Consider the following 14,634-nt stretch of genomic DNA (forward strand, 5'->3'; position numbering starts at 1 on the left):
CAATATAAATATGGTGTATTATTGAATAAATTAAAAATAATGTAATGATATTAGGAGAAAAATCATGAAAAAAGCTCGTTATTATTTTATTTTTTCTCTCATCTTACTCGCTCTTTCTTGTATTCCGATGTTTCATATGCTAAGAGAGTTATGGATTGAAACAAAAATGGAAAACACTTATGAAATACACGAAGCTTATATAGGTAAAGATGGATTTGAAAATTCATTAGATGTTCAAGAATTAAATGTGAATGGTATCAATCTTAGAATAGAAGAAGAAAAAACAAATAAACTAGCACCACTCACTTCTTTTGATGCAGAAGAAAATGTTCCTCCTGGTGAAATCGTTAAGATCCATCTTTTTATAAATAATAAAGAAGTTTCTACTCCTGATGAGATATGGCTCTCTAATCGCCCAAGAGGTGGAAGGTACTTTTCATGGTTAGATGTATTAAACGTAAAAAATAAAATAACTGGTGAACAGCAAGTTTATTTTGTGCAAAGATTAACAGGCGACGAAGATCCTATAGAAGAGCAAAAGTGGAAAATCATTGGTATTAATCAAAACGGCACCTACTTCGAAGAACGCTTCACTTATGTGGAAAGAAGCAACCATGCACTTGGTGTAGAACTTATTAATTTTTCTTACACGGGCTTAATGTCAATGGGGCATCATTCAAACATAACGAAAGCATATCCAAGCATATTCTTTCCTATAATTTATCCGATACTCACATGTTTATTAGGCGTTATTTTGTTAATCATAGCTATTATATTAACAGTAAAAAAAAAAATCTCTTCCGTTCATAGTTAAAGCTCCTTCTCTACAACTGAAAGAGCTTTAATTATGATATATAAATTGAAGCTTCCATCGGTGTTTTTTTATTTCCCACTGATAGTTAGTTAAACCAATCGGGTGCATGCCAGCAGTAACCCCATCTCCCTCTCTTCTCTCTTAATCTTGGAGTAGGGGTTACTGTCAGCGAATAGCAGGATAAAGCTTATGCTAAACATACATCTTTTTCTCAAAATGCAAATGGTTGTTTCTCACGCTTTACAAGATTGGACGCATACAACGATTGAAGCATAATTACTACCAATAGAGTGAATCTGAAATTTTAGCCAATTGGTTTAGGCTCTCCCCTATAAATCACGTGATTTAAATGTTCGAATCGCTATAAAAATAGCTGCTAACACATATAAAACAGCATAAACAATCATCATGTTACTCGGTGTTGAAACACTCCCGAACACGCCTTGTGAGGCTATTGATAAAGGATTGTCTGCTGAATCAAATAAATAAATTGTCATTTTACGATACATCGTATCAATTGGGAATAAAAGGCTTGCAATTATGCCCATGTTCACAAGTGCTGTTTTGTGTGCCAATGTACCGATTTGTTCAACAAATCCGCCAATAAATCCAGTTCCGTATAAAATAATTAACACAATACCAGCATTTAATGTCGCCATACGCGTGCTTAGTAATATCGCGATGCTAATTAAAATAACAGGCTGTAGCAAAAAAAGAACCAATGCTTTTATAATCTGCGCAGCCGTGAAATCTAAATGAAACGCGCTTCCTCCCATTGTTTGATGAATGATCACAATACTTATAAACAGGAAGGCAGCATATGCAATCAGTAACAAGCATAAGCCGATCCATTTCCCCATTAAAAATGAGAAGCGTGAAATCGGTCTCGTTAACCATGTATCAATTTGATGACTTTCAATTTCATTGGCAATACTTCCAACACTACTTAAAATAGCTAGCAATGCAGTAATAAACGAAGAAAAGTATAAACCAATGCCAAGAAGTTGTGTAGAAAAGAAACTCTTGCTCATAAAATCTTGAGCTGTCGAAAGACCGCTAGATTCTCCTGGAATGATTTCACTGACGGCGTAATGAATGGCCACTCCATAAAATATTAAAAAGGCAAAAGTCATACATAACGTAATGGTAAAAATACGCTTTAACAGGATTTCTTTAAATGATAACTTGGCGATTGTCCACATGCTGCGTCCCCTCTTTCTTATTTACCCAGTACATAAACACATCTTCCAAATGCGGGTGAACCGGATTTAACTGATATACAGGAATATGTAATGATACAAACGCTTCTAACAATCTAGGAATGTCGTCTTCTTGTTGCAGCGTTATAATCCAACGTTTACGATTTTGCTGTTCTTCTATCTTCCTTACATTTTTAATAAACGAAGGCAGTTGTTTAAAAAATAATTCGCTCTTTTCACCAAGTGTTACTTCGACTTCCGTTTGAATCATCACCAATGAGCGCCAATCTCCTTGTACAATTAACTCTCCCTTATTAATAATCGCCACGTGATCACATAGATGTTCAATTTCATTTAATAGATGGCTGTTTAAAAATACGGTCTTCCCTTGTTCACGAAGCTCTTCCATTAAATGACGTACTTCTTTTCGCCCAATTGGATCAAGTGCTGATGTTGGCTCATCTAAAAAAATCAATTCCGGATCAGAAAGCAGGGCACAAGCAAGTCCGATACGCTGCTGCATTCCTTTTGAATAACCGCGAATTTTTTCTTTTTCCCTTCCCTTTAGACCAACTTTTTCAATAACCTCATTCATTTTTGCTTTCCGCTCTCGAAAAGGAAGATCGCATAATTTCGCATGCGTTTCAAGTAACTGCCATCCAGTCAGCCAATCAGGATAGCGAAATAGTTCAGGTAAATAGCCAATGCGTCGTTTGGATTCAATTGTCCCAATCGGGTGTCCTAACATTTGCGCTGTTCCAGAATCCGAATGAAGTAAGCCTAGCATCGTTCGTACAAACGTACTTTTCCCGGCACCATTAGGACCTATAAATCCGAATACAGTACCGCGCGGCACCTCTAATGAAATGTTGCGGATACCGCCTTTTCCGTTATATTGTTTTGTTAAGTTCTTCGTTTGAATAATCCAGTCTTCGTTCATGTTTTACCTCCGCCCTATACAGGAACAGAGCCGCCCCTTTTTGCGGAGCCGCTCTTGTTCAATCATTATTTTAATTCATTTGCAAGTTTAATAAGATCACTTGCATTCATATCTTTCCCCTGCTCCTTATGTTGCTCCATCATATGCATTTTCCCGTCTTTCTCCCAAATAAGCACATTTTCATATTCTGTATTATATAAAACGGCCTTTACTCCTTGAACACTTGTCTCTGATACTTTTGCATCTTTTGCTACATAAGGAATCGGCAATGTATGTGTCCAATCTTGAATACCTGCAAGTTGCGTTTTCACATTCCCAGGAATAATTGGAAGCTCTAAAACTGTTTTTTGTAATTTCGTAACGTCTACACCTTCTGGAACAGAAATTTTTGGTGCATCAATCACATTATAAGAAAAACCACTTGCTATTCGATTGCCCTCAGTTTCTATTTGTGTACGTATTGATTCCGGAACTGTGATCGAAAACTGCTTACCATTCAAAGCACTCTCAAACTGTGTATTGCTTTGTAGCTGTTTCAACAATTTATTTGCTTTTTCTGTATCGAGTTCAAATTGTATAATAAATGACGGGTTCACATGCACATTCGTTACACGGTATCCATTTGGCACTTTTGGGACAGCATATCCAGCTTCTCTTGCTTGCTGCTCTGACTGAAAATGAGCATCTTTTTTACTTCCGTTATCTTTGATTCCTATTTTCCCAATTCCTTTAATGGACTTTTCTCCCTCTTCCGTTTTAGAGATCCATCCTTCAATTTCACGTAAGTCCGAATCGGTAAGTTGAACGAGCTGTACATTCTTTACTCGAAAAATCGATAACAAGCTGCTTGCTCCTGCTCGTACTTCTGGAACTGTTAAAGACACACACACAACTGCCGCCGCTGCTGCAGCAGTAATCCAACGTTTAGATGATTTCTTCATATTATGCCATCTTCCCTTCTTTTTACTTTCTTCACTATTTCTTTCTTCTGTTTTATGACTTTTAATATTCTGTTCAAATGTTTTCCAAGCTTGATCAACATCGATATCAATTTCTTGACTAACGTTTGTATATTCATCATCCAATACAACTTCTACCCATTGATTAAGCTTGCTCACTTCTTCTAACGTCTTTTGACATTCTTTACATTGGTCAAGATGCTGAATATATTGTTTTCTGTCATCGCGGTTTAATTCTCCATCTAAATACGCCTGAATAAATCCAATATCTTGGCACTTCACTTGTCACTCCTCCTTCATCACTCTATACATCTTCCGAAATTTCGCTTTCGCTCGTGCTAGCAATGTTCCAACCGAGGATACTTCCATATGAGTAGCCTCCGCGATTTCTTTGTATTGAAACCCAGAAAACTTCATTAATAAAAGGGTACGTTCCCGCTCATCCATTTCTTTTAATGTATTTTGTACACGAGTAATTTCTTCTTTTTGAATACATTGTTCTTCCGATGACGGACTGCTAATTGACTGTTTATTATTAGCTTCTTTTTCGATTCTTGCTTGATGCCTTTTTTCAGATCGCAAATAGTTATATGCCGCATAAATGGATGCTTTTGCAAGCCATGCTGATAAACTTTCAATCTGTTTCCATTCTGTATGATATAATTGCAAAAATACTTCTTGCGCTAAATCTTCAGCAATTGCTTGATCTCGCACAATCCGCATAATTTGTCTAACAACGTGAGCATAATATTGTTTAAATACATCTTGAAATTGTATATGTGAAACTGAATCTTGTTCATATATATTTAGCAATGAAGCATTCACCTCCACTCGTTTCTTCCTCCTTATTAGCCGCTTTCACTATAAAGAAACCCTAAATTAACTATTTGTGACAGAAAAATAAAAAATATTTTCTTATAATCGTTTCATCTTGTATTGAAACCAGTTTTAATCCCTTATCCTCTAAGGGATTTTATTGGAAGGCACGTACAAAGCATAAATCTATAAAGTGAAACTTTCATCAGTATTTTTTCATTACCACTAATAGAAAGTCCGCTTTCATTAGTTAGGCGAGAGCACCTAGCCACACATAGAATTTATCCATAAAATGGTATAAAATACATATAACCATTTTTAAAGGAGAAGCAAATGGATACAAAAAAAGCACAAATAGAAATTAAGAAAACAAAAAGAAAAGTAGCAGTTGTATTATTTTCTATGTTGATCATTGGAGTTAGTTTTGTATATTGGAAGTTTTTTAGCTTACAGGGTGTTCCAAAAGGTGAATTGATTCAAGAGGTAAACTCTCCAAATGGTACATATACGTTAAATGCCTATATCACAAATGGCGGAGCGACTACAAGCTTTGCGGTGAGAGGTGAACTTATTTTTAACAAACGTAAGATATTTAAAACAAAAAATATTTATTGGAATTACAAAGAAGACCAAGCCAATATTGAATGGAAAGATGAAGATACTGTTATTATCAATGGCCATACGTTACACGTACCAAATGAAACATATGACTTTAGAAAAGATTAGAAATAAAACCTAATTTGGAATTTAAATATCAAAAGAGTTCGTAACACATAGATAATACGTCTAAATGAACACAAGAAATGAAAGAATCCATAAATGAATAAAAAGATGAAATACATCATCTAAAAACAGAAAAAGAAAAATACGTAAATAATGATAGAGAGGATACGAATGACATACTATGAAAAAAGCTAGGGAAACATTCATGTATTCTATCGAATGTTCCTTAGCTTTTTTCCATATTTGTTATTGAATTAGATACATTTCGTTATAGTACTGTATCTAATTCTACAATTTTTAAAAATCGATTATTCCAAATGTTTTCGTGATGTTTAATAATGGTTTGTGCTTCTAATACTGTACTCGTTATCGTACTATGAGTATTTTTATAAAGAATGTTATTTTGATAACCTAAGCTATAAGCAGCTCGAATTGTAGTGTCCAAACAAAATTCAGTTTGCGCTCCTGCAAAAATAATTTGTTCAATTTCTTTCTCTTTTAAGTAGTTTAATAGCTCTGTTTGATAAAATGAATCCCATTTTGTTTTTTGAATAACTTTATCTGAGGAAGTTTTCACTAGCCCCTTATGTAATTGCCACTCATCTTTTCCTTCGAACATTTCATCTGTTTCCTCTGTATCTGTATGTTGAATGAAGATAACTGGGATATTTGTCTCATGAGCTTTTGTGATTAATCCGTTTATATTTACAACTACCTGTTCCTTGTCGTACAAAAAATTTTGCGGTTCATTAAAAAAGATCTCTTGCATGTCAATAACAACTAAAGCTTGCTTCATTATCGTTTCACATCCTATTCGTTTCTTTGCAATTATAACATTTCATTCCAAAAGGGTTCTACACTAAAAAAATACTCCTTAATCCAAAATAAGCTCAGTACAAAATCTAATAAAATAAGTAGGCAACTATGAAAGTCCCCTACTTATTATTTTTAGCTATTCTGCTTTATACAAATCAACGCGTCCAACAAAACCATCATAAAAGTATGCATACAAGGTATAGTTTCCACGATGATATGCAAGGGCCTCGCCCTCCATACCGCCTTCTATGTCATCTGGTTCACCAAGCCATTCTTTTAATTCTCTTATAGATACATTGACTGGCATCCAGACTCTGCTAACTTCTGTAGGAAACATATCAAGACCGTAACCATGATAAATTGCAGTATTAGGTGAATCGCATTCTGTACAACCTGCTTCGTAGAATTGATCAGGTGCGCCAAACTCTCTTTCAACTTCTGAGAAATCTTTTCCAATCACATCAAATCCAAAAGGTCCTAATTTCCCTTCGCTTAAAGCGGTTTGTAAAGTACGTTTTATGTCTATTTTATTTCCTCCAGTTTCCGTATGCATTACACCGCTTGGGTCAAAATAATAATCTTTTCCGTTAATTGTTTTAAAACCTGTTAGCATAGACCCATTATCATTTAAGTAGTACCACTGTCCATTTACTTGTTTCCAACCTGTTGCCATAGATCCATCTGTATTTAAGTAATACCATTTCCAATCGACTTGTTTCCAGCCTGTCGCCATAGATCCATCTGCATTTAAGTAATACCATTTTCCATTTACTTCTTTCCAGTCTGTTGCCATAGATCCATCTGCATTTAAGTAGTACCATTTTCCGTTTACTTGTTTCCAGCCTGTTGCCATAGATCCATCTGCATTTAAGTAGTACCATTTTCCATTTACTTCTTTCCAACCTGTTTTCATCGCACCGCTATTCTCTAAGTAGTACCATTTTCCATTGATGTACTTCCAACCTGTTTGCATAGCGCCATTTTGGTCTAAGTAATACCATGAACCATTTATGAACTGCCATCCCGTTGTTTTTTGTCCACTTCCGTTATACAAATACCACTTTCCATTTTCTTGTTTCCATGACATTCCATTCTCAGCCGCAAACACACTTGCTATATTTGCGAACATAGCTAACCCTAACATAAATGCTACTAATTTTATTTTCATTTCTTTCCCCTCCCTCTTCCATATCATTTTACCACACAAAAATTCCCATATATACCCAATTGGAGATTAATCCCATTTTTTCTCGAACACTATTCTTCAATTATCAAACATTGATAATTGAAGAATAGAATTTATCACCCTCAAATATTAAAATCTATTAATACGAAAAAATACCGAGCATCCTGTGCTCGGTATTTTTCAAATCCTATTCTTCTTTCAGAAGAATAATTTCTTTATACAATTAAGAGGCAAATTTATATTTGACGCTCCGTATGCGTTGCACCAATCCAATAAGAAACAGCCAGCATTACTTAATTACTATGATGAAAATTTCACGGTTTTGGAGGGTTTACATATTTATCGTTCACTTTTACGCCCACTCCCTGGTCATAAACCATTTTTCCGCCAAAGTACCCTACAGAAAGGATCGCAACAGAGCATATTACTGAAAGTAAACAATACACAACAAGTATAGACTTTTGAAATTCCTTTCTTTTAATAATAAAGAATGTACGGAAAGCAACTACAAGAAACGCCAATATAGTAGTAAAATCTGCTAAGTTTTGATGATACTCGAAAATATTCGTATTTCCTCTTGCATCCTCTTCTGGACCTGTGCCAACCGCAATCCAAGCAAAAATAAAAGCAAGCATCCATAGCCAATAACCTTTTCTAGGCGAAAGCTCACGGTGCGTGATAATCCAAAATAAATCGTAACATGTAGCTATAATAATTAACACAATAGGAAAATGTACCATGATGGGGTGAATATGAGAAAATACTTCTTGAAACATCTTTTTTCCTCCTCTAGAAAAAATGTATACCAAGAATTCTATTATTTAATTTTTAAAATTCCTTTAAAAATACAATTCATATGCTTACCGAAAATAGCTATTTTAATCATAATGAATCAACTGATCAAAATGGTCTTCTTTTTAATTACTTACATATCAAACAAAAAGGGTCCCCGACTGAGTATCGAGAACCTTTTTGTTTTTCAGGAATATATTTCTTTTAAAATTTTAGGAATATGACTCATAAACAATATGTAATTTTGTTTTTTCGTTTTAATTAAAATCCGATTCGTTGTACCGTATGGTGCACCTATTCGAATTGCATCAGCTTTTTCGCCGCTGTAAGTATCATCTTCAGTCATTTCAATAATTTCTTCCAATGGAATATTGACTGTTGCAAACTGCCACTTAATAATTAATTCTTTTTCCGTTTTTTTAACATCAATCCCTGCCGTAAACATATAATCAGAACCTTCCTGTTAATTTCTTTTCAATTTCATTATAAATAAAATTCCTTTATTTATCATTATACGTTTTTATTTCCATTCTTCTCTTTTGGAATAAAAAAAGCACCTTATTCGATAAGATGCTTTTTTTGTATTCTTATTTTAGTTTTCCTACTTCAGTTAACACAGTATCTAAATCTTCCGCTGCTTTATTTAGAGTTTGTACATCAAGCGGTTCGACCTTTGCACCTGCTTCGATTGTATGAAGTGGTGTTTCTAGTTTTTCATATAAATCAGCATTCTTTTCTTTTACTGAATCTTCAAATGTTTGCCATGTATTCTCTAGTTGTTCTGCATCGCTTTTTACTTTGGCAGCATCCTTTGCTTGCAATTGAGCTTTCAAATCGTTCACTGTTTGTTTCATGCTAGCTGTTCCATCAGCAATAGAGACTGTTTTTTTCTCAGATGCCTGTTCCGTAGTTTTCGTACTTTCAGCTTTCTTTTCTCCTTGCGTTCCACAAGCTCCTAATGCTAGAGAAGTTGCTACTATAACCGGTAAAATTAGTTTACGAGATTTCATATTGTTTCCTCCTATTATGCCTGTTGTTTTTGTTCTAATTTAGAATCTTTTTTCTTATTCCGTACTGCGAGTATTACTGCAGTAGCAAGAAGAATTACTTGTGGGATTGTACTTTCCCATGATGGATAAATCGCGAAAAAGTCTATAGTAGGAATTGAAAGGTGCGTAGCTGGCAATAATCCAGCAAGTTGCAAGCCATGAATCCCCATTCCTGTGAATTTAAAGCATAAGTAAAACATGAGAATACTTGAAACTAAGAAAAATGGACGCATCGGAATTTTCAAGCCTACCTTTAAAATTAAATACGATAGGATGATGAGTATAACAGCTCCAAGCGCAATACCTATTAACAGACTCGATATTTTAATGGAAGATGCCATACCAATGAAAAACAATACAGTTTCTGTTCCTTCGCGAAATACCGCAAGGAATGACAAGATTGCTAATGACCATAGACTTCCCGCATTCAATGCTTTTGTACTTTGGGTACGAATATACCGTTGCCACTCTGCGATACTAGATTTACTATGAAGCCAATAACTCATGTACATCAGCATCACCGCAGCAAATACTCCCGTCCATCCAGCAATGAGAAAGTTATTACTTCCAAATGCCCCTGCGGAGAAAAGCATATTCACAATCACACCGAGAATGATACTAACGCCAAGCCCTGTTCCAACACCAATCCAAATCCATTTGCTCTTTTCTTCATGTCCAGCCTTTTTCAAGAAGCCGAGCAACGCTACAACGACCAATAGCCCTTCCAATCCTTCTCGTAACAGAATAGTAGTTGCATCTAACATGTTGTAGCTCGTCTTCTCAACAAGCGGCGCTAAGTAATTCCGCATGTCTTCAATTGTTCGTTTAGCACCTGCTATATCAGGAGAATCGGAAGCAAGCATAGCATACGAAGTAACCATATCACGCTCAGCATCTCCGTATATTTTTGAGGACTGCGTCAACACTACACCCTCTACATCCAACCATGAGGAACGAAATGTCTCAATATCCTTTTTCGCTCCTTCAATGTCATGTTTGTCGATTTTGGAAAGTGAATCATTTAAAAGGGTAATCAAACTAGCCACGTCCGCTTTTTTTGTATTTCCCTCGTCTTTTTGAGTAGATGTAGCAGAGAACTTACCGGCAATAAATTTATCGTTTACGTCCTTTAGTTTTTGAAGTGCTGTCTCTACTTTTTCTTTATTTGCTGGTTGCTGAGCAAACGCAAATTGCACCTGCCCCATTGCATCTTCAATATCGCGATATGCTTCTGAAGATTGTTTTTTAATTCCCTCTTCAATGGAAAGCCATGTCGACCTAAAGGCTTCATATTGTTTGGAAGCTCCATCTATATCTCCTTGTTGTACAAGCTGAAGTGCTTGTATAACCGGTTTATTTGCTTTTCCTAAATCATCTGCCGCTGTTGCAGCAAACCCACGGAATGGCAAACTTATGAAACCTAATAACACAATTAGTAAAAAGGTATGTACTTTCCACCTCATGTTAACCCCTCATTTCTATATATCAACAATTTTCCATTACATACAATTTAACCAATATTGAAAATCATTATCATTTAAATCGCTAACAAAATTATAGGGTTTTATATTTTGGATGTCAATCATATTCTTTACTTTTATTGCTTGCATAAAATTCCCATATTATTAAAGCCGAATATTTCTATTTGAAGCACGCAATTAGAGTGTTTATTGAACAACTATAGGCTCCCAGATTGACCATAATCATTTGCTATCACATAAAAAATACCGAGCAATGTATGCTCGGTATTTTCCAAATTCTATTCTTCTTTCGGTAAAACAATTCCTTTATACAATTGAACGGTAATGAAATAATAAATCGCGTAAATGACTACGAAAATGACAATTGGAAGCCAAATACGGAAGTACGGATCAAGTAAAATAAAACCGAACATTTTCATTCCAATTAACACGTGTACAATTCCGACAATTGCCGGGAATAAGAACACTAAGAATAACTCTTTATAAATAGACTTCGTTAGTAACTCACGGCGCACACCAATTTTACGAAGCATGTTGTAACGCGTAATATCTTTTGATGCACCAGAAAGGATCTTAAACATTAAGCAACTTGCCATCATTGCTAGGAACGCAATTCCTAAGAAAAAGCCCATAAATACAGTTCCGCTCGCAATGCCGTAAAACCCTGTATACATCGCATATTTCGTTGCTAGATCATTAGCTTTTACATCTTTATATTTTGCTAGCTCCAACTCGTCAAGTTTTTTCCATTCATTTTTGTGCGCTATAAAATCATCTGTTTTTCCAATGAGGGCAATTCCTTCTTTTCCTTGCACTTCATTGTACATCTTTTGATCAACAATTTTCATAGTGTGATCACGGTATAGGTAGAATGGCTGAATATTTTTTAAAGCCTCGTCCCATTCTTCTGGAATTGCCACTGCTTGTTCTGCCTTTTGACCATAGCTAGAAGTTGCACCTACAGGAAGCTCTCCCGAAGCACGTTTAAATTTACCAAAGCTTTCTTTCCCTTTACCTTCATGTACTAACGGGCGATTTTTTTCTAAATCCTCTTTTAAATAGTAAACAAATTTATCATCGACTTTATAACGATATTCATTTTTCTCATTGAATGTAATACCGTCTAAAATTTTCTTCTCTTCTGCTGTTGGATTATGAATGACTGTATCATATATTGCAAAGCCATCAACTGTCATCATTACATTATTTTTAAAAGCCATACCGCCAGAAATGGCACCTGCACCAAGAGCAACTAACATCGCTACTGTTGCTAGTACTCTCGTTAAGCTGTTAATACGGAAGTTTAGCTGTGCAAATGTAAATGCGTTAAGCCCTTTTTCGCTTCGTTTTTTATTACTTTTCAGCTTTTTAATAATAAGTGGAAGAACAGAAGCAAATAACATATACGTTCCTGATGTTATTGTAATGAGCGCAATGATGATACCAAATTGTTGTAACTTGTCCATATAAATCATAGAAGCATAACCGATTGCTAGTAAAATAATTGCAAGAAATGCTACGATACCAGTCATTTTTCCTTTTACAGCAACGCGCTCTATTTGCGCATCCGCATGCACAAGCTGCAATACTGAAATACGTGATAGTTTAATACTATTCAAAATTGCTGATAACACAAATAATGCAAAGAAGAAGATACACGTAACAGTCATGGATGGAACATAAAATGCATGATAGCCGCCTGCAGTAAACTCAAGCTGCTTCATAAGTAGCTGCCCAATTCCTTGTGCCAGTCCTACACCAACTGCAATCCCGATTACAAGAGACGCTACTCCTATTACGATTGTTTCTATAAACATAAGCAATGTAACCTTATGTTTTTTTGCCCCTAACATCATATACATGCCAAATTCTTTTTGACGCAAAGATAATAAGAAAGAGTTTGCATATAAAATATAGAAGAACGTTATAATGGCTAATAAAAATGAACCAGCTTGAAAGACAAACCCAATTGCTGCAATAACAGAATTCGATTCAAGAAACGCTTTATTCATTGCAAGCGTTTGAAACATATAAAAAATAGAAATTGACATAACAAGGCCGACAAGTAAAACGATATAGTCTTTTAACTTACTTTTCAGCCCTGACATGGAAAGCTTAAATAACATGCTTGAACCTCCTTTCTTACGCTTTTTGTGTGCCTAAATCGGCAAGCACATCTAAAATTTCTTTATAAAATTCTTCACGTGTACCCTCGCGGTGAATTTCTTTATATAACTCTCCGTCTTGAATAAATAAAATGCGTCGGCAATAACTTGCACTATACGGGTCATGTGTAACCATCATAATCGAAACACCTTGTTCTTCATTTAAGTTTGTCATCGCATCTAAAAGACTTGTTGCGTTTTTAGAATCAAGCGCTCCTGTTGGCTCATCCCCTAAAATAATTGCTGGTTCATGTACAAGCGCACGCGCTGCTGCTGAACGCTGCTTTTGTCCGCCAGAAACTTCTGAAGGATATTTTTGAAGAATTGCTGAAATCCCTAACATTTCTGCTACTTTTTCTACTTTTGGACCAATCTTTTTAGAAGAAACGCCTTGTAGAGAAAGCGGCAGGGCAATATTTTCATAGATTGATAGATTCTCTAGTAAATTAAAGTCTTGGAAAATGAACCCTAATTTTTGCGAACGGAAATCAGATAGTTCCCCTTGCTTCATTTTCGTAATATCCGTACCTGCAATGTCAACAACGCCATCCGTCGCTTTATCTAACGTTGAAATAACATTTAATAAAGTGGTTTTACCAGAACCAGATGGTCCCATAATCCCAACAAATTCCCCCTCTTGAATGGAGAATGATACGCCTTTTAATGCATGTGATTGGCTCTCACCTTTTTTACCGTATACTTTTTGAACATTTTTTACGTCAACAACTGGTGTTTTCATATAAACCCTCCTGTACTTTGTTTCCCAGCTCCTATTTTGCTCTTTTTGGACATTCTCTGCCATTGATTAAACTTACATTTAACTTACATTTTTGTAAGATAAATAAACGGCTCCATTTAAAATAAAAGCCACTCTAACAATGATATGCTCTCCTTACGAGGGCTTTAGTTTTTCTGTGTTATGAGCTGCAACACAAAAAGACAGCTGAGATCAGCTGCCTTCCTGTTCAAATTCATCTTATTTGTTAGCATTAATTTCTTGCTGTAATTTCTGATTAGATTTTTGTAATTGTTGATCAAACTTTTCTAATGCAGCATTAATAGCTGTTTTGTCTTTCTTTTGAACAGCCGTTTTCAATTCTTTTTGAATACCACGTTCGCCTTGTTCTTTACCTTTACCTTTACCTTTACCTTTATCTTTATCATGATCTTTATCTTCGTGTTTTCCAAATATCGCTTCTAATTGCTTATGCTCTTGTTCCTTTGTTAATTTTCCATCTTTTACTTGTTGTTTAATAGAATCAATTTCTTTTTTATGAGCTTCGTAAAAAGCTTTTCGTTGCGTTTTCTCTTGTGCCTCTTGTTTTTGGAAACCAGCTGTTTTGTGCAATTGTTGTTCTAAGCTTTTATGTGTTGCTAAATCTTGTGTAAGTTTCGTTTTCAAATCAGAAGAAGCGTATTGATTCATGATATTCGTAAGCTCCTTCTCATGGTTACCTTTATAGTGATGTTCTGCTGTTTCATGTGTAGCTGATTTGTTAGATGTATTGGAATGATTCACTACTGCACTTCCTGCTGCTGGAGTCAATATTGTCGCTGCTAAAATAGGTGCAATCAAACTTGATCTTAGTTTCATTTAAAATTCCTCCTAAAATACGTAATGATGTTACAAGCAGAATTATCGGACAGGTTCCTTAACTTTTCCTTAACTTTTAAAATGTACAAAAAAATAATAG

General features: G+C 35.2%; 14 protein-coding genes and 1 pseudogene. 2 read left to right on the forward strand and 13 right to left on the reverse strand.

The features are described 5' to 3' along the window. The first annotated feature begins 64 nt into the window (after positions 1–64). On the forward strand, positions 65–814 hold the full coding sequence (locus AB1284_RS19035) for a hypothetical protein (RefSeq protein ID WP_429753448.1): 750 nt from the start codon (positions 65–67) through the stop codon (positions 812–814). Positions 815–1,143: 329 nt separating this feature from the next. On the opposite strand, the gene AB1284_RS19040 is transcribed toward AB1284_RS19035, so the two are convergent. The 4 genes from AB1284_RS19040 to AB1284_RS19055 form a co-directional block, all read right to left on the reverse strand. Next, positions 1,144–2,016, reverse strand: a complete 873-nt coding sequence (locus tag AB1284_RS19040) for an ABC transporter permease (protein WP_429753447.1) — start codon at positions 2,014–2,016, stop codon at positions 1,144–1,146. After that, positions 1,988–2,953, reverse strand: a complete 966-nt coding sequence (locus AB1284_RS19045) for an ABC transporter ATP-binding protein (RefSeq protein ID WP_429753446.1) — start codon at positions 2,951–2,953, stop codon at positions 1,988–1,990. The genes AB1284_RS19040 and AB1284_RS19045 overlap by 29 nt, the downstream gene beginning before the upstream one ends. Before the next feature lie 65 nt (positions 2,954–3,018). After that, positions 3,019–4,194, reverse strand: a complete 1,176-nt coding sequence (locus AB1284_RS19050) for an anti-sigma factor family protein (protein WP_429753445.1) — start codon at positions 4,192–4,194, stop codon at positions 3,019–3,021. 3 nt (positions 4,195–4,197) lie between these two features. Further along, positions 4,198–4,725 (reverse strand): RNA polymerase sigma factor SigX, encoded by a 528-nt coding sequence (locus tag AB1284_RS19055; protein WP_429754420.1) that lies wholly within the window; start codon positions 4,723–4,725, stop codon positions 4,198–4,200. 336 nt (positions 4,726–5,061) lie between these two features. On the opposite strand from AB1284_RS19055, the gene AB1284_RS19060 reads away from it, so the two are divergent. After that, positions 5,062–5,454, forward strand: a complete 393-nt coding sequence (locus AB1284_RS19060) for a DUF5412 domain-containing protein (protein ID WP_429753444.1) — start codon at positions 5,062–5,064, stop codon at positions 5,452–5,454. 265 nt (positions 5,455–5,719) lie between these two features. On the opposite strand, the gene AB1284_RS19065 is transcribed toward AB1284_RS19060, so the two are convergent. The 9 genes and pseudogenes from AB1284_RS19065 to AB1284_RS19105 all read right to left on the reverse strand — a co-directional run bounded on the left by AB1284_RS19065 (position 5,720) and on the right by AB1284_RS19105 (position 14,534). After that, positions 5,720–6,247 carry an isochorismatase family protein gene (locus AB1284_RS19065; RefSeq protein ID WP_429753443.1) on the reverse strand — a complete coding sequence of 176 codons (528 nt, stop codon included), beginning with the start codon at positions 6,245–6,247 and terminating at the stop codon, positions 5,720–5,722. A 558-nt stretch (positions 6,248–6,805) separates the two neighbouring features. Further along, positions 6,806–7,462 (reverse strand): annotated as a pseudogene (locus AB1284_RS19070) (transglutaminase domain-containing protein); the annotation flags it as partial. A gap of 305 nt (positions 7,463–7,767) precedes the next feature. Then, complete coding sequence (locus AB1284_RS19075) at positions 7,768–8,229, reverse strand: DUF2231 domain-containing protein (RefSeq protein WP_429753442.1); 462 nt, start codon at positions 8,227–8,229, stop codon at positions 7,768–7,770. Between the two features lie 203 nt (positions 8,230–8,432). Next, positions 8,433–8,690 (reverse strand): hypothetical protein, encoded by a 258-nt coding sequence (locus AB1284_RS19080; RefSeq protein WP_429753441.1) that lies wholly within the window; start codon positions 8,688–8,690, stop codon positions 8,433–8,435. 142 nt (positions 8,691–8,832) lie between these two features. Continuing rightward, entirely contained in the window at positions 8,833–9,255 is a 423-nt protein-coding gene (locus AB1284_RS19085) for a hypothetical protein (protein WP_429753440.1), read from the reverse strand. 14 nt (positions 9,256–9,269) lie between these two features. Next, entirely contained in the window at positions 9,270–10,757 is a 1,488-nt protein-coding gene (locus AB1284_RS19090) for an FTR1 family iron permease (RefSeq protein WP_429753439.1), read from the reverse strand. A 296-nt stretch (positions 10,758–11,053) separates the two neighbouring features. Then, positions 11,054–12,901 (reverse strand): FtsX-like permease family protein, encoded by a 1,848-nt coding sequence (locus AB1284_RS19095; protein ID WP_429753438.1) that lies wholly within the window; start codon positions 12,899–12,901, stop codon positions 11,054–11,056. A gap of 16 nt (positions 12,902–12,917) precedes the next feature. Further along, positions 12,918–13,679 carry an ABC transporter ATP-binding protein gene (locus AB1284_RS19100; RefSeq protein ID WP_429753437.1) on the reverse strand — a complete coding sequence of 254 codons (762 nt, stop codon included), beginning with the start codon at positions 13,677–13,679 and terminating at the stop codon, positions 12,918–12,920. A gap of 237 nt (positions 13,680–13,916) precedes the next feature. Further along, entirely contained in the window at positions 13,917–14,534 is a 618-nt protein-coding gene (locus tag AB1284_RS19105) for a hypothetical protein (RefSeq protein WP_429753436.1), read from the reverse strand. Between the last annotated feature and the right edge of the window lie 100 nt (positions 14,535–14,634).

The sequence above is a fragment of the Bacillus sp. S2(2024) genome (genome assembly GCF_050474045.1).
Taxonomy (GTDB): domain Bacteria; phylum Bacillota; class Bacilli; order Bacillales; family Bacillaceae_G; genus Bacillus_A; species Bacillus_A yunxiaonensis.